General features: G+C 51.2%; 14 protein-coding genes. 7 read left to right on the forward strand and 7 right to left on the reverse strand.

Annotation, left to right across the window (positions count from 1 at the left end; translation table 11 throughout):
* Positions 1-19 precede the first annotated feature (19 nt).
* Positions 20-478 (forward strand): methylglyoxal synthase, encoded by a 459-nt coding sequence (mgsA, locus tag I6L54_RS16995; RefSeq protein ID WP_005123511.1) that lies wholly within the window; start codon positions 20-22, stop codon positions 476-478.
* A gap of 35 nt (positions 479-513) precedes the next feature.
* On the opposite strand, the gene helD is transcribed toward mgsA, so the two are convergent.
* Positions 514-2,568, reverse strand: a complete 2,055-nt coding sequence (gene helD / locus I6L54_RS17000; RefSeq protein WP_040231830.1) for a DNA helicase IV — start codon at positions 2,566-2,568, stop codon at positions 514-516.
* A gap of 125 nt (positions 2,569-2,693) precedes the next feature.
* On the opposite strand from helD, the gene I6L54_RS17005 reads away from it, so the two are divergent.
* Both I6L54_RS17005 and yccS read left to right on the forward strand, forming a co-directional pair.
* Positions 2,694-3,140 (forward strand): YccF domain-containing protein, encoded by a 447-nt coding sequence (locus tag I6L54_RS17005; protein WP_005123514.1) that lies wholly within the window; start codon positions 2,694-2,696, stop codon positions 3,138-3,140.
* A gap of 18 nt (positions 3,141-3,158) precedes the next feature.
* On the forward strand, positions 3,159-5,312 hold the full coding sequence (gene yccS, locus I6L54_RS17010) for a YccS family putative transporter (RefSeq protein ID WP_005123516.1): 2,154 nt from the start codon (positions 3,159-3,161) through the stop codon (positions 5,310-5,312).
* Here the strand turns inward: yccS and I6L54_RS17015 are convergent.
* A complete protein-coding gene (locus tag I6L54_RS17015; RefSeq protein ID WP_005123517.1) occupies positions 5,290-5,904 on the reverse strand; it encodes a TfoX/Sxy family DNA transformation protein in 615 nt (204 codons plus the stop codon). The genes yccS and I6L54_RS17015 overlap by 23 nt on opposite strands.
* A 216-nt stretch (positions 5,905-6,120) precedes the next feature.
* Between I6L54_RS17015 and sulA the strand changes: the two genes are divergently transcribed.
* Both sulA and ompA read left to right on the forward strand, forming a co-directional pair.
* On the forward strand, positions 6,121-6,630 hold the full coding sequence (sulA, locus tag I6L54_RS17020; RefSeq protein WP_040231828.1) for an SOS-induced cell division inhibitor SulA: 510 nt from the start codon (positions 6,121-6,123) through the stop codon (positions 6,628-6,630).
* A gap of 355 nt (positions 6,631-6,985) precedes the next feature.
* Positions 6,986-8,035 carry a porin OmpA gene (gene ompA, locus I6L54_RS17025; protein WP_005123519.1) on the forward strand — a complete coding sequence of 350 codons (1,050 nt, stop codon included), beginning with the start codon at positions 6,986-6,988 and terminating at the stop codon, positions 8,033-8,035.
* 98 nt (positions 8,036-8,133) lie between these two features.
* Here the strand turns inward: ompA and matP are convergent, their stop codons facing one another.
* Positions 8,134-8,586 carry a macrodomain Ter protein MatP gene (gene matP, locus I6L54_RS17030; RefSeq protein ID WP_005123520.1) on the reverse strand — a complete coding sequence of 151 codons (453 nt, stop codon included), beginning with the start codon at positions 8,584-8,586 and terminating at the stop codon, positions 8,134-8,136.
* Positions 8,587-8,771: 185 nt separating this feature from the next.
* Here matP and I6L54_RS17035 point away from each other — a divergent pair, with 185 nt between their 5' ends.
* Both I6L54_RS17035 and fabA read left to right on the forward strand, forming a co-directional pair.
* Positions 8,772-10,532 (forward strand): AAA family ATPase, encoded by a 1,761-nt coding sequence (locus I6L54_RS17035; protein ID WP_005123521.1) that lies wholly within the window; start codon positions 8,772-8,774, stop codon positions 10,530-10,532.
* Between the two features lie 68 nt (positions 10,533-10,600).
* Complete coding sequence (gene fabA, locus I6L54_RS17040; RefSeq protein WP_003035875.1) at positions 10,601-11,119, forward strand: bifunctional 3-hydroxydecanoyl-ACP dehydratase/trans-2-decenoyl-ACP isomerase; 519 nt, start codon at positions 10,601-10,603, stop codon at positions 11,117-11,119.
* Positions 11,120-11,240: 121 nt separating this feature from the next.
* Here fabA and rmf read toward each other — a convergent pair whose 3' ends face one another.
* From rmf to pqiA, 4 genes are all read right to left on the reverse strand, one after another.
* Positions 11,241-11,408 carry a ribosome modulation factor gene (rmf, locus tag I6L54_RS17045; protein ID WP_003035871.1) on the reverse strand — a complete coding sequence of 56 codons (168 nt, stop codon included), beginning with the start codon at positions 11,406-11,408 and terminating at the stop codon, positions 11,241-11,243.
* A 255-nt stretch (positions 11,409-11,663) separates the two neighbouring features.
* Positions 11,664-12,227, reverse strand: coding sequence for a membrane integrity-associated transporter subunit PqiC (gene pqiC / locus I6L54_RS17050; RefSeq protein ID WP_040231826.1), 564 nt, complete (start codon positions 12,225-12,227; stop codon positions 11,664-11,666).
* Positions 12,224-13,864, reverse strand: a complete 1,641-nt coding sequence (pqiB, locus tag I6L54_RS17055; protein ID WP_005123524.1) for an intermembrane transport protein PqiB — start codon at positions 13,862-13,864, stop codon at positions 12,224-12,226. Before pqiB ends, pqiC begins: the two co-directional genes overlap by 4 nt.
* 4 nt (positions 13,865-13,868) lie before the next feature.
* Positions 13,869-15,122 (reverse strand): membrane integrity-associated transporter subunit PqiA, encoded by a 1,254-nt coding sequence (gene pqiA, locus I6L54_RS17060; RefSeq protein ID WP_005123525.1) that lies wholly within the window; start codon positions 15,120-15,122, stop codon positions 13,869-13,871.
* Positions 15,123-15,127 lie beyond the last annotated feature (5 nt).

Below are 15,127 nucleotides of genomic sequence, written 5' to 3' on the forward strand. Positions count from 1 at the left end.
TTAACTTGGGAGCTGTACTATGGAACTGACGACTCGCACTTTACCGGCGCGTAAGCATATTGCGCTGGTTGCACATGATCACTGTAAACAGATGCTGATGAACTGGGTGGAACGCCACCAGCCGTTGTTAGAAAAGCATGTCCTCTATGCGACAGGCACGACAGGAAATCTCATTCAACGCGCGACCGGCATGGATGTCAACGCCATGCTTAGCGGTCCAATGGGCGGCGATCAGCAGGTCGGCGCACTGATCTCTGAAGGGAAAATTGATGTGCTGATCTTCTTCTGGGATCCACTCAACGCCGTGCCTCATGATCCGGATGTCAAAGCCCTTCTGCGCCTGGCCACAGTTTGGAATATTCCGGTTGCCACCAACGTCTCTACCGCCGATTTTATTATCCAGTCGCCAAATTTCAACGATGCAGCGGACATCCTGATCCCGGATTACGCCCGTTATCTGGCTGAGCGCCTCAAATAATCGCCAGACAGGCGGCCGCCGTCGCCGCCTGTTCTTCAGGGTTTTCTCGCTACCGGGACATCCAGTTGTTTTAGTTCATCAACAAAACAGGATGGCGCGTCTTTATTAAACAGCAACCACACCCGATGCCGGGCACGCGTAAGTGCCACGTAGAGCAACCTTCTCTCTTCTGCATCCGGAAAATCCTCGACCATTGGCAGTAATGCTTCTTCCATGATCGACTCACGAGCCGGGGCCGGAAAACCATCGCTGCCATCATGAAGCCCAACGACAATGACATAATCCGCCTGCTGTCCTTTACTGGCATGAATAGTCATAAAATCCAGCTGTAGTTTGGGCCAGCGGGTCGCTGCCTTCTCAAGACTGACAGGTTTGAGGTGGTGATATCGCGCCAGCACCAGTATGCGCTCTTCTGCTTTCGCAAAGCCGGATAGCTTATCCAACAACACATCCAGCTGACTTTCATCGAGCAGAGTGACGGCTTTCCTGTCGCCTGCTGTCAGGCTATTGAGCGGTTTCTTAAGCTGATGCGGGTTTTGCTGGATAAACCGATTGGCTATTTCGCCAATACGGCTATTAAAACGGTATGTCGTATCCAGATCGCAGCGATCGCCCTCACCAAAGTGTTGCCGGAAGGCGGTAGTTAACGAAAGTTGTGCGCCACTGAAACGGTAAATGGCCTGCCAGTCATCTCCCACGGCGAACAGCGTGGTCTGTGAATTTTGCTTGCGCAATGCGGCTAACAGGGCGGCGCGCTGTGGGGAGATATCCTGAAATTCATCAACCAGGATATGCTTCCACGGGCTGATAAAGCGTCCTTTCTCCAGAATGACAATCGCCTGATGGATCAATCCAGAAAAATCAACGGCATTCTCTTCTTTCAGAGCACTCTTCCAGGCCTTGAGCAACGGCGCCATCAGCTTTATACGTTTGCTGAACAGATCGCGGATCGCCTCCGGCGCATTGGCGATCATCTCCGCCTGTGCTCCACCATGCATACGCATCAGGCTAACCCAGCGATCCAGACGTGAGGCCAGGCGACGTTGTAATTTTTCATCGTCCCAAAAATTGCCTTCTGGCACGGACCACTGCATCTCTTCTTCCAGCCACTGTCGCCAGCCTTTAGCCTGGGCTTTTTTCTCGCTGCACTGCTGACGCCATGTGGCGATAAATAGCTTATTTCTGGCGGCAGTATCATTTTCGAGTTTGCTGACTGTCGGGACTTTTTTGCTACCCTGTTGAATAATATGCAACGCCAGTGAATGAAACGTCCGCGCGGTGACGTCTTGCGTATTCAGTCGTTCGCGAATGCGCTCATCCATTTCCTGAGCGGCTTTGCGACCAAACGCCAGCAGCAAGATTTGTTCAGCAGCCGCTTCTCCCCGCGCCAGCAACCAGCCCGCACGCGCAACCAGAACGGATGTTTTGCCACTTCCTGCCCCCGCAAGCACCAATAGCGACTGCTCGCCATTCACCACCGCACGAGCCTGAGCTGGATTCAGCGGTGAGGACTCAATCTTCTGGAAAAACTCGGTATGCTCCGCCAGCATCGCATCGGTGTACGCCTGATTGTGCTGCAAACGACACGCTTCAATATCCTGCAGCCACGCCTGACATTGATGCAACGCCTCACGACAATGATCAAATTCTTCCAGACGATTGACCGGCAGGGGCAACGCGTCAAAAGCACGGCGGATCTGTTGCTGCAATCCGGATGTTTGGCTCCGCGTCAGCCATCTGTTTTCCCCTGTACGCGCGGCAATCGTATCCAGCTGTTCCTGCAGCACCCCTGCTGCAACGTCACTCATCTCCTGGCTCCACTGCTGCCAGAGGATGCTCAGATGATGGTGGAAACGCTGGGTTTCCGCCCATTCAGTGCCGTGAAGGCGTACAACTTTATCATCAGAAAGCACAAATTCCAGCTCACCCCATACCAGGCCCCTTTTACAATGGATAGCCAGTAACTGATTGAATGGAATAAGATACTCATGACGGTCGCCGGAGACTTTAATGCCGGCATTGAGAATAACGGCCCGATCGTAAGGGTGTTGCGCCAGACGTTTTCCCAGAGAAGTTGCTTTCAGTTCCATAAGACTTACGCGGATCCACACGAAGAGGTTTGCTTATCAGTGTAACCGCCAGAGAAAACGTGCTCCAGCCCAAAAAAACGTTACAATTGCCAAACTCACAGAAAACCAGAGTTAACCGAGGGTTTATGCGTACTGTTCTGAATATTTTAAATTTTGTGCTTGGGGGATTCGCCACCACCTTAGCCTGGCTACTGGCGACGTTAGTCAGTATCGTACTTATCTTCACACTCCCCTTGACCCGCTCCTGCTGGGAAATCACACGCTTGTCGCTATTCCCCTACGGTAATGAGGCGATTCACGTTGATGAACTCAACCCGGCGGGTAAAAACGTGCTTCTGAATACCGGCGGTACGCTGCTCAACATTTTCTGGCTGATTTTCTTCGGCTGGTGGCTGTGCCTGATGCATATTGTTTCCGGTATTGCCCAGTGCATTACGATTATTGGTATTCCGGTTGGTATCGCGAACTTTAAAATCGCCGCGATTGCACTCTGGCCGGTTGGTCGTCGCGTGGTTTCAGTCGAAGTTGCCCGTGCCGCACGCGAAGCCAACGCGCGTCGCCGCTTTGAATAATCGGAACTGATGGCCTTTATGTTAAGTCCACTGCTTAAACGCTACACCTGGAACAGCACCTGGCTGTACTACGTGCGGATTTTTATCGCGCTTTGCGGTACAACGGCACTGCCGTGGTGGCTGGGTGACGTCAAACTGACCATCCCGCTAACGCTGGGCATGGTTGCTGCCGCGCTGACCGATCTGGACGATCGGCTCGCGGGTCGTCTGCGTAATTTGATCATTACGCTGATCTGCTTTTTCATTGCTTCGGCTTCCGTCGAATTGCTCTTCCCCTGGCCGTGGCTTTTCGCAATTGGATTAACGCTTTCCACCAGCGGCTTTATTTTGCTGGGGGGCTTAGGTCAGCGTTATGCGACCATAGCCTTTGGTGCATTACTGATCGCCATTTACACCATGCTGGGAACATCACTTTACGATCAGTGGTATCAGCAACCGATCCTGCTGCTTGCAGGCGCCATCTGGTATAACCTTCTGACGCTCATCGGTCACCTTCTGTTCCCGATTCGTCCACTGCAGGACAATCTGGCACGCAGCTACGAACAGCTGGCACACTACCTGGAGCTGAAATCCCGCCTTTTTGATCCCGACATCGAAGATGAAAGTCAGGCCCCCCTGTATGAGTTAGCGCTGGCCAATGGGCAACTGATGGCGACGCTGAACCAAACAAAAGTATCATTACTGACCCGTCTGCGCGGTGACCGCGGACAGCGAGGAACCCGCCGCACACTGCATTACTATTTTGTCGCGCAGGATATTCACGAACGCGCAAGTTCCTCACATATTCAGTACCAGACGCTACGCGACCATTTCCGTCACAGCGATGTGATGTTTCGTTTCCAGCGATTAATGTCGATGCAGGGGCAAGCCTGTACGCAACTGTCTCGCTGCATTTTGCTACGCACCCCTTACCAGCACGATCCACACTTTGAGCGAGTCTTTACACATATAGATGCTGCCCTTGAGCGTATGCGTGCAAGCGGTGCCCCTGCAGATCTGCTCAATACGCTGGGATTCTTACTATCGAACCTGCGGGCTATCGATGCGCAACTGGCCACCATTGAGTCTGAACAGGCTCAGGTACTCTCGCGCAATGAGTCAGAAAATCAGCTTGCCGATGACAGTCCGCACGGATTCAGTGATATCTGGCTGCGTCTGAGTCGCAATTTTACGCCGGAGTCGGCGCTGTTTCGCCACGCGGTTCGCATGTCGCTGGTGCTCTGCGTCGGGTACGCCATTATCCAGATAACGGGCATGAACCATGGCTACTGGATCCTGCTGACCAGCCTGTTTGTCTGCCAGCCCAACTACAACGCCACACGACATCGTCTGGCGTTAAGGATTATCGGCACATTAGTCGGGATAGCGATTGGACTGCCCATCCTGTGGTTCGTCCCATCGCTGGAAGGGCAATTAATACTGCTGGTGATCACCGGCGTGCTCTTTTTTGCTTTCCGCAATGTTCAGTACGCACATGCCACAATGTTTATCACGCTGCTGGTATTGCTGTGCTTTAACCTGCTTGGAGAAGGGTTTGAAGTCGCACTGCCGCGCGTCATCGATACGCTGATAGGTTGTGCCATCGCATGGGCAGCCGTCAGTTTCATCTGGCCAGACTGGCGCTTTCGCAACCTGCCACGGGTGATTGAACGGGCGACCGACGCAAACTGTCGTTACCTTGACGCCATTCTCGAACAATATCATCAGGGGCGAGACAATCGTCTGGCATACCGTATTGCGCGCCGCGATGCGCATAATCGTGATGCGGAGCTGGCATCCGTGGTGTCGAATATGTCGAGTGAACCGGATGTTACCGCCCAAACGCGCGAAACGGCATTCCGCTTGCTGTGCCTCAACCATACCTTTACCAGTTATATCTCGGCACTGGGCGCACACCGTGAACAGTTAACCAACCCGGACGTTCTGGCATTACTGGACGATGCCGTTTGCTATGTTGATGATGCACTTCATCATCAACCTGCTGACGAGCAACGCGTATACCAGGCGCTTGAAGGACTGAAGCAACGGATTCAGCATCTTGAACCACGCCCGGACAGTAAAGAACCGCTGGTCGTACAGCAAGTTGGCCTATTGATAGCGCTACTACCAGAAATCCGACGATTACAGCAGCAAATTGCCGCATTACCGTCTAGTACACCGGTTCAGGCGTAAGAGAACTCACCCACTCCACAAGCTCCTGGCGGCGAATCGCCGGGAGCGCCGCCTCATGAATGCCCCCAATCGCGCCTTCAAGGGCATAGAGTATTTTCACCGTCAGGGCGGGATTAATCTGTCGCAGTTTCAACCAGCACATTTTTGCACCCAACATGCGTAATGTGCTTTCATCTTTTATACCTGCTTCATTCAGCAGGGTTTCCAGATGAAATGTCATGTTCGGCAGTCCACGCAGGCGATGCTGTGCAAAACGACTTTGCTTTTCTTTTAACGCCGCATCCAGTGAATACCGTGATAGCGACACCAGTTGTTGCTGGTTTTGCCACAGCGTATCGTTCACCTGATAATAATTGAGCACCACCGGACGTCCACGTTTTATAAATGTCAGCCAGACAGGGGAATGTTTTACACAGTACTGCGCGCTCTGTTCACAGGCCCGAAGATATAGCTCGCCACTGGCGACCATGGCGAACACCGTATCCTCGACTGTCAGGCTATAACCCCCAAACAGCGATCGATAACGAATAGTCCCCAGTGACTCCAGATATTCTTGTGATTTATAGATCCTTGCATAAGAAAGTTTTTTCATAAAAATCCTTTTAAATCATAACGTAATAAAATGATTTGCAGTAGCGGATCCGTTAATGACGAAAATAGGCAACTTATTCGCAAGGGGCAAGATGAATTTTGTTTTTCCCGTAACAACAACCAAAAACTGCGAACCTGTTTCAGAAAATAAGGTTGATCTTTGGTGATAGCAGGGTTACTGTATATCCATACAGTAACTCACAGGGCTGGATTGATTATGTACACTTCAGGCTATGCAAATCGTTCTTCGTCGTTCTCTTCCACAGCAAGCAAAATTGCGCGCGTGTCGTCAGAGCACACTACCGCTGGGCTTATCAGTGAAGTGGTCTATCGCGAGGACCAGCCCATGATGACGCAGCTCCTGCTGCTTCCCCTGCTTCAGCAATTAGGTCAGCAGTCGCGCTGGCAGCTGTGGCTGACGCCTCAGCAAAAACTAAGCCGGGAGTGGGTGCAGTCGGCCGGACTCCCATTGACGAAAGTCATGCAGATTAGCCAACTCTCTCCCTGCAATACGCTGGAATCTATGGTTCGTGCGCTACGCACGGGTAACTACAGCGTCGTAATTGGCTGGCTGACGGAAGAATTAACCGAAGATGAACATGCCGAGCTGGTAAAAGCAGCAGATGAAGGCAATGCGATGGGGTTTATCATGCGTCCTGTACGCGCTCAGACACTTGCGGGGAGACAGCATTCTGGGCTAAAAATTCACTCGAATTTGTATCATTAAGTAAAATTAGGATTTATCCTGGAATTTTTTTTCACCCTCAAATTCAGCTTTGAGCTTTAACACACTTTTTGCGAGAACGCCTGTGTGAAGCGGTTTCCGCGATAGTAGCTGTACAATTAATCATCCACAAATGTTAAATATTATGTATACAAGCCTTTTTTTTTCATATGCCTGACGGAGTTCACACTTGTAAGTTTTCAACTACGTTGTAGACTTTACATCGCCAGGGGTGCTCGGCGTAAGCCGCAGATATCGGTAGAGTAACTATTGAACTGGTCCCCGGGTGAAGGATTTAACCGTGTTATCTCTCTGGAGATATTCATGGCGAATTTTGGATGATAACGAGGCGCATAAAATGAAAAAGACAGCTATCGCAATTGCAGTGGCACTGGCTGGTTTCGCTACCGTGGCGCAGGCCGCTCCGAAAGATAACACCTGGTATACTGGTGCTAAACTGGGTTGGTCCCAGTTCCATGACATCGGCAACAATCAGATCAACAACAACGGACCGACCCACGAAAGCCAACTGGGTGCTGGTGCGTTCGGTGGTTACCAGGTTAACCCGTACGTTGGTTTTGAAATGGGTTACGACTGGTTAGGTCGTATGCCGTACAAAGGCAACACTGAAAATGGCGCATTCAAAGCTCAGGGCGTTCAGCTGACCGCTAAACTGGGTTACCCAATCACTGACGATCTGGACGTTTATACCCGTCTGGGTGGTATGGTTTGGCGTGCAGATGCTAAAAACAACGACGGCTTCAAAGACCACGACACTGGTGTATCCCCAGTATTCGCTGGCGGCGTAGAGTATGCAATTACTCCTGAAATCGCTACCCGTCTGGAATACCAGTGGACTAACAACATCGGTGACGCGAACACCGTTGGTGGTCGTCCAGACAACGGTCTGTTGAGCGTTGGTGTTTCTTACCGTTTCGGCCAGCAGGAAGAAGCAGCTCCGGTAGTTGCTCCGGCTCCGGCTCCGGCTCCAGAAGTACAGACCAAACACTTCACTCTGAAGTCTGACGTTCTGTTCAACTTCAACAAAGCGACTCTGAAACCGGAAGGCCAACAGGCTCTGGATCAGATGTACAGCCAGCTGAGCAACCTGGATCCGAAAGACGGTTCCGTCGTTGTTCTGGGCTTCACTGACCGCATCGGTTCTGACGCTTACAACCAGGGTCTGTCTGAGAAACGTGCTCAGTCTGTTGTTGATTACCTGATCTCTAAAGGTATCCCTGCTGACAAAATCTCCGCACGTGGTATGGGCGAATCCAACCCGGTTACTGGTAACACCTGTGACAACGTGAAAGCTCGCGCTGCGCTGATCGACTGCCTGGCTCCGGATCGTCGTGTTGAGATCGAAGTTAAAGGTATCAAAGACGTTGTAACTCAGCCTCAGGCTTAAGTTATCGTCTTATAAAAAAACCCCGCCTGGCGGGGTTTTTTTTCATCTACATATCATGCAAAAGTACAGACACACTCCATATTGACGTTACCCGTACCCTACTCTTTACCCAGTAACGCCTGTAGATCCTGCTTCAATGTCGACATCTTGTTCGCATACTTTTCTTTATGTTCCGCATCTTCAATCAACTGCACAATCGTTTCTGAGAGTGTTTTACCACGTCGCTGCGCAAGCCCGGCTAAACGCTGCCAGACCATAAACTCCAGATCGATCGATTTCTTACGCGTATGTTGATGTTCTGCATTAAAGTGCCGTTTACGCCTCGCCCGGATCGTTTGCTTCATACGATTGAGCAGTGCAGGGTTCATGTATTCTTCAATCCAGGCGTTGACCCGAACCGGTTCATTTTCGAGGGTTAGCAACAAATCAACGGCTTCTTTGGCAGCGCTGGCTTCCACATAGCGGGTAATCAACTCCCCCTCGCGATGCTTCTTCACCAGGTACTTCCATTTCCATCCGCTTTCAAGATTTTCAAGTTGTTGATATTTCATTGCGATCTCAATGTTACCGTGTAACTCTTATCAGAATATCAGCTTTTTCAGCATCTGAAGAAAAGAATATCCAGCCTGTGAACTGTCGCGCGTCATCACATCCGTTTAGCGGTGCTTTCCACGTGTGCAGTGCTGATGGTTACGGTATAATCTCGTTTTTTACAACAGACTAAAAAACATCAACTTTGACCATTACGAAACTTGCATGGCGTGATCTGGTTCCTGATACCGACAGCTATCAGGAAATATTTGCACAGCCGCACGTCACTGACGACACCGACACCTTACTCAGTGATACTCAGCCACGTTTACAATTCGCGCTAGAGCAGCTTCTTCAGCACTGGGCTACGTCCTCGTTTATGCTGGTGAAAGCGCCCGAAGAGCTGGAGTATCTCAATCTTATTGCAACGGCTGCACGTACCTTGCATGCGGATGCCGATAGGTTAACCGGGGGGCATTACGATGTATCCGGCCACACTATTCGTTACCGCGCAGCGGAGAAAGCAGACGACAACTTTGCGACGTTAACTCAGGTGGTTAATGCTGACTGGGCTGAGGCCGAACAGCTGTTTGGCTGTCTGCGCCAGTTCAATGGCGAAATTACGCTGCAACCGGGACTGGTTCATCAGGCCAACGGCGGTGTGCTGGTTATCTCATTACGCACACTTCTGGCTCAGCCGTTGTTGTGGATGCGCCTGAAAGCCATTGTCAGCCACGAGCGTTTTGACTGGGTGGCCTTTGATGAGTCTCGCCCCCTGCCAGTCTCCGTCCCTTCTATGCCGCTTAAACTGAAAGTGGTGTTGGTCGGCGAACGTGAATCGCTGGCAGACTTCCAGGAAATGGAACCAGAACTGGCAGAACAGGCTATCTACAGCGAATTTGAAGATAACTTGCAGATAGTGGATGCCGAAACCATGACACAGTGGTGTCAGTGGGTAACGCATACTGCCCGCCGCAACAATCTGCCCTATCCCGCTACCGATGCCTGGCAGGTTCTCATCCGCGAAGCCGTTCGCTATACCGGCGAACAGGACACGCTGCCGCTTAATCCGCTATGGATCACTCGCCAGCTCAAAGAAGTGGCACCTCTTTGCGACGGTGATACCTGCACTGCGGAGCAATTGAGCCTGATGCTTGCTCAGCGTGAATGGCGAGAAGGATTCCTCTCCGAACGAATGCAGGATGAGATCCTGCAAGAGCAGATCCTCATTGAAACGGAAGGCGAGCGTATTGGGCAAATAAACGCCCTGTCGGTGATCGAATTTCCAGGTCATCCCCGCGCATTTGGTGAACCTTCACGTATCAGTTGCGTCGTGCATATTGGCGATGGCGAATTTACCGATATTGAACGTAAAGCCGAGTTGGGCGGAAATATTCATGCCAAGGGGATGATGATTATGCAGGCGTTCCTGATGTCGGAACTCCAGCTAGAACAGCAAATACCGTTCTCTGCCTCTCTGACATTTGAGCAATCATACAGTGAAGTAGACGGTGACAGCGCCTCTATGGCAGAACTGTGTGCGCTGATCAGCGCCCTCGCTGACGTTCCTGTTAATCAAAGCATCGCGATAACCGGTTCTGTCGATCAGTTTGGTCGTGCTCAACCTGTCGGCGGCCTGAATGAGAAAATTGAAGGCTTTTTTGCCATCTGCCAGCAGCGTGAATTAACAGGGACTCAGGGTGTGATTATCCCTGCAGCCAACGTCAGACATCTGAGCCTGCCACCCGCACTGCTGCAGGCTGTTGAAGAAGAAAAATTCACTATCTGGGCAGTAGACGACGTGACCGATGCGCTGCCGCTGCTATTAAATTTGGTGTGGGATGGCGAAGGTCAGACGACGCTGATGCAAACTATCCAGGAGCGTATTGCTGCGGCAACGCAACAGGAAGGCCGTCACCGTTTTCCATGGCCGCTACGTTGGCTGAATTGGATTATTCCGAACTGATCGGACTTGTTCAGCGTACACGTGTTAGCTATCCTGCGTGCTTCAATAAAATAAGGCTTACAGAGAACATGGTAGATAAACGCGAATCCTATACAAAAGAAGACCTTCTTGCCTCTGGTCGCGGTGAGCTGTTTGGTGCTAAAGGCCCACAACTGCCTGCACCAAGCATGCTGATGATGGATCGTGTCATCAAGATGACCGAAACCGGCGGCAACTTTGACAAAGGTTATGTGGAAGCTGAACTGGACATCAACCCGGACCTGTGGTTTTTCGGATGCCATTTTATCGGCGATCCGGTAATGCCAGGTTGCCTGGGTCTGGATGCCATGTGGCAGCTGGTTGGATTCTATCTCGGCTGGTTGGGCGGCGAAGGTAAAGGCCGTGCACTGGGCGTGGGCGAAGTGAAATTCACAGGCCAGGTTCTGCCGACCGCGAAGAAAGTCACCTACCGCATTCACTTCAAACGCATCGTTAACCGCCGCCTGATCATGGGTCTGGCTGATGGTGAAGTGCTGGTTGATGGTCGTCTGATCTACACCGCAAATGATCTGAAAGTGGGTCTGTTCCAGGACACCTCGGCGTTCTAATCGCAGACATCTGTAGGACTGGTGGTGCGACATGGCCGAATGGCCGCGTACGTTAATTTACCGGTCTACAAACGGCGAAACCTCCGCTTTGCGGAGGTTTCTTTTATCTAAAGAGACAGAATCAGGCCATTAAAACCCTATCCCCCATGGCTTCTCGCCAGCCTCCCAGCCAGTATGACCTCTGATTCAGCGTCTGATAGGGACACATTTCTTTTGAGCGTCCGGCAATGCCGGCCTGATAACCACGTTGATGTGCCCGTTCCAGGCGATCTCGTTTTTGTCTCTTCATGCCTCGTTTCCCTCATCTTTAGGTCTGGTGGAAAAGAAAACAGTGATTACTAAGTGTGCAATCACACTAAACGAATACCCCTAAACATCAGGCTCGTCAATGCGCAAAATTCACGCCAGTGTCATAATTGTGAGCTAGCTGGTAAATCATTTGTACAAAAATCCTCTGTCAGAACAGCTACCTCAACCGCTAAAAAAATAAAAAAACCGCCTCTGGCGATAAGCCTGAGGCGGCATAATTTACAATTATTTAAGCTTATGGAATACGTTTCAGCTCCTGGGCAATAGCCGTCGCTTCCTGACTCCAGGCGCTGGCCAGAACTTTCACCATTTCATCGTAGCCATCCTGCGTCTGCACAACTTCGATATGGAACGGACGCTTGATTAATTGCCCCTGGTGATTCAGTAACCATTCACCGCTGACAATCACTTTGCCATCGTAACGTCCGTGAAAGCCTGTCACCGTCACGTTAAGCGTATCCTGAGTGCTTCCCAACGGCTGAGATGCAACCACCCAGCCAGGAAGTTGCATACTGAGATTGGCGACAAGGGTATTACGTAGCTGCTGATCCAGTGGGCTGGCCCAGAGATTGTTATTCGCTATCACATACTTCACGTCGCTGGTCTGGTACACCACACCATTCCCCGCCAGGTAATCAGGTACGGCAACCTGTTCAACCCACAGCAGGCGGTTGCCCTGATTAGCTGAACTTTGTCCCCCCCCTTGCGCAATGGGGAGCTGATAATAGCTTTTATTCTCTCCGCTGGAGCTACATGACGTCAGCCAGACCGCCATCATCACCACTAGCCACTTTTTCATTGTTTCGCCCTCTTCGGCTCTGGATCTTTTTTGTCCTTCGCTTCAAACACCAGCGCGTTGCTCTTGTCGTTCAGCGTTTTCAGAACCGGCTGCAGTTCACGCAGTACCTGATCAAGACGCTGCATATCTGCCACCATCTTGTTGTAGGCCGCAGAACCCGGCTGGAAGCCCTGCATGCTGCGATTCAGTTCACGCAACGTATTCTGCATATCCGCAGGAAGCTGCTGCATCGACTGGCTGGATGTGATCTTATTCATGTTATCCAGCGTAGTTTGCAGGTGTTTCATCGTGCGCTGGCTTTCCGACAGAGTCGTGGTCGCCTGCTCAATCATCGGGTTCAGCGGTAGGCTATTAATCTTATCCAACGCTTCCATCAGACGCTGCTGAATCTGCGCCAGACCGCCGCTCACTGTCGGAATAATTTGATAACCATTAAACTCGCGTACCCCTGTAATTGGCGGCTCTTTCGGGTAAAAGTCGAGATCGACATACAGCGCGCCGGTCACCAGGTTCCCCGTCTTCAACGACCCTCTCAGCCCACGTTTGAGCAACTCAGCAAGATGAGCCCCCACATCGGTGTCTTCGCCTAACTGCGCTTTCAACCGTTCAGGTTCGATACGCACCAGAACAGGAATGCGGTAATCGTTGTTAAATACCTGGCGCATATTTGGCGCAAAGAAAGGCACTTTACTTACTGTACCCAGGCGTATACCACGGAACTCCAACGGCGCTCCCGGCTGCAGACCACGAATTGAATCCTTGAAGAACATCAGGTAATCAATGTGATCGGTATACAAGGAATCCTGAATACTTTTTTGATCGTCATACAGATTGAAAGAGGAGAGCTGTTCAACCGGTTGGCCTTGTTCCAGCCCTTCCGGTACGTCAAAGCTTACTCCGCCGCCAAACAGCGTGGTGAGCGAGCCCATTTCCACTCGCATACCTGCCGAAGTGAGATCGACGGCAATACCGCTGTCCTTCCAGAAACGAACATTACTGGTTACCAGTCGATCGTTTGGCGCATTGATGAAAAGCTGGTAGCTGATCGTGCGTTTTTGCGCATCAAACGTGCTGGTCTCAACCGAGCCCACGCGATATCCACGGAACAGCACCGGGTCACCCGGACTCAATTGACCGGCTTTTTTACTGTCCAGGTTCACACGGATCCCTTTCGCATCAGGCGGCGCCAGCGGTGGAGAATCGAGCAATTGGTAATTTTCCAGCTTGCTGCCTTTATTACCAGGTTGTAGCTCAATATATGCCCCGGACAACAGCGTTCCCAAGCCACTGATACCTGCACGCCCCACCTGCGGCTTCACAACCCAAAAAACAGAATCTTTATGCAGCAGCTTTTCCATACCGGAATTGAGGCGTGCTTTAATTTCCACATGGGTCAAATCATCCGTCAGAGTAGCGCTTTCAACCACGCCGACATCTACGCTGCGGCTTTTAATCGTCGTTTTACCTCCTTCAATACCTTCGGCATTGGTCGTAATCAACGTGACTTCCGGCCCCTGATGGCTGTAGTGGTAAAACAGAACCCACGCGCCAATGAGTGCAGTGACGATAGGGAATATCCACACGGGCGACCAGTTTTTTACCTTCTGCACTTTGGCTTCCCCACTTTTAGATTCCATGCTGTCAGGACTCCTCATGATCTGGTTCTGGTTCACGGTCCCACGACAGACGCGGATCAAATGTCATCGCAGAAAACATTGTCATAATGACGACTAAAGCAAACATCAAAGCACCCATTGCAGGATAAATGTTCATTAATCCCCCCATGCGCACCAGCGCAGAGAGTACGGCAATTACAAAAACGTCGATCATTGACCAGCGACCGACAAATTCCACAACCTCATAAATTAAATGCATCCGTTCACTGTCGCGTTTACCGTGCCCTTTGGCATCCCAACACAGCCAGGCAATGGCGATCATTTTTAATGTCGGCACCATAATACTGGCGATAAAGATAACCGCTGCCACCGGGTAAGAACCTTCACTCCAGATTAAAACCACCCCCTCAAGGATCGTCGATGGCAATTTTGACCCCAGCAGGTCGGTGATCATAATCGGCAGAATATTGGCAGGAAGATAAAGCATGATCGACGTGAACAGTAAGGCTAATGTCCATTGCAAACTGTTTTTACGCCGCACATAACCTTTCGTCTGACAGCGCGGACACACCAGCTCATCAGCCGGAAGAATAGCCGTACAACAGGAGCAGGAACGCAATCCTTGCCGGATACCGGGTACACCTGGCTTTAAGACCTGTTTGATAGCCGGCATCGGCGCAATATCATCCCAAAGCCAGCGACGATCGACACACTGGAATGCACGTAACTGGAGAAGACAAAAGAAGCACCACGGGATGAAACTACTGCCCACACCGATATCGCCATAGGCCATCAGCTTAACAAAGCTCACCAGCACGCCCGCGAGGAAAATTTCCGCCATTCCCCAGCTTTTTAACTGAAACAAAATGCGCGCCAGCCATGCTTTAAGCCGCTCGGGCATCTGAACCCGGTTTACCAGTAGCAGGATCGTCAGCAGACAAAAGGCCGGAACCAGCTGAACGAATAAGATAAAGAAGGTGCCGAGACTGGCGTAATCTTCAGAAAAGAGCACGCTGGGGATTTGCAGCAGCGTCACTTCACTACTCACCCCTGCGACGTTCATATTCACAAAGGGGAAGAGATTTGACAGCAGCAGCATAAATAATGCGGCTAAAACATAGGCAGTGGGACGCTGCCGGGGCGCGTCCCACTCAACGGTTAACGTAGTGCCACATCGTGGACATGCCGCTTTCTGACCATGCTCAAGGCGAGGTAACGCCACCAGCATGTCACACTGCGAGCACAAAATATGCTTCGCGGCATGGTGATGTTCGCACATATGTG

The organism is Citrobacter pasteurii, assembly GCF_019047765.1.
Classification (GTDB): domain Bacteria; phylum Pseudomonadota; class Gammaproteobacteria; order Enterobacterales; family Enterobacteriaceae; genus Citrobacter; species Citrobacter pasteurii.

Excerpts from the sequence above, each read along its gene's own strand:
- mgsA (WP_005123511.1), top strand. The coding sequence starts at position 20 with ATGGAACTGACGACTCGCACTTTACCGGCGCGTAAGCATATTGCGCTG.
- helD (WP_040231830.1), bottom strand. The coding sequence starts at position 2,568 with ATGGAACTGAAAGCAACTTCTCTGGGAAAACGTCTGGCGCAACACCCT.
- I6L54_RS17005 (WP_005123514.1), top strand. The coding sequence starts at position 2,694 with ATGCGTACTGTTCTGAATATTTTAAATTTTGTGCTTGGGGGATTCGCC.
- yccS (WP_005123516.1), top strand. The coding sequence starts at position 3,159 with ATGTTAAGTCCACTGCTTAAACGCTACACCTGGAACAGCACCTGGCTG.
- I6L54_RS17015 (WP_005123517.1), bottom strand. The coding sequence starts at position 5,904 with ATGAAAAAACTTTCTTATGCAAGGATCTATAAATCACAAGAATATCTG.
- sulA (WP_040231828.1), top strand. The coding sequence starts at position 6,121 with ATGTACACTTCAGGCTATGCAAATCGTTCTTCGTCGTTCTCTTCCACA.
- ompA (WP_005123519.1), top strand. The coding sequence starts at position 6,986 with ATGAAAAAGACAGCTATCGCAATTGCAGTGGCACTGGCTGGTTTCGCT.
- matP (WP_005123520.1), bottom strand. The coding sequence starts at position 8,586 with ATGAAATATCAACAACTTGAAAATCTTGAAAGCGGATGGAAATGGAAG.
- fabA (WP_003035875.1), top strand. The coding sequence starts at position 10,601 with ATGGTAGATAAACGCGAATCCTATACAAAAGAAGACCTTCTTGCCTCT.
- rmf (WP_003035871.1), bottom strand. The coding sequence starts at position 11,408 with ATGAAGAGACAAAAACGAGATCGCCTGGAACGGGCACATCAACGTGGT.
- pqiC (WP_040231826.1), bottom strand. The coding sequence starts at position 12,227 with ATGAAAAAGTGGCTAGTGGTGATGATGGCGGTCTGGCTGACGTCATGT.
- pqiB (WP_005123524.1), bottom strand. The coding sequence starts at position 13,864 with ATGGAATCTAAAAGTGGGGAAGCCAAAGTGCAGAAGGTAAAAAACTGG.
- pqiA (WP_005123525.1), bottom strand. The coding sequence starts at position 15,122 with ATGTGCGAACATCACCATGCCGCGAAGCATATTTTGTGCTCGCAGTGT.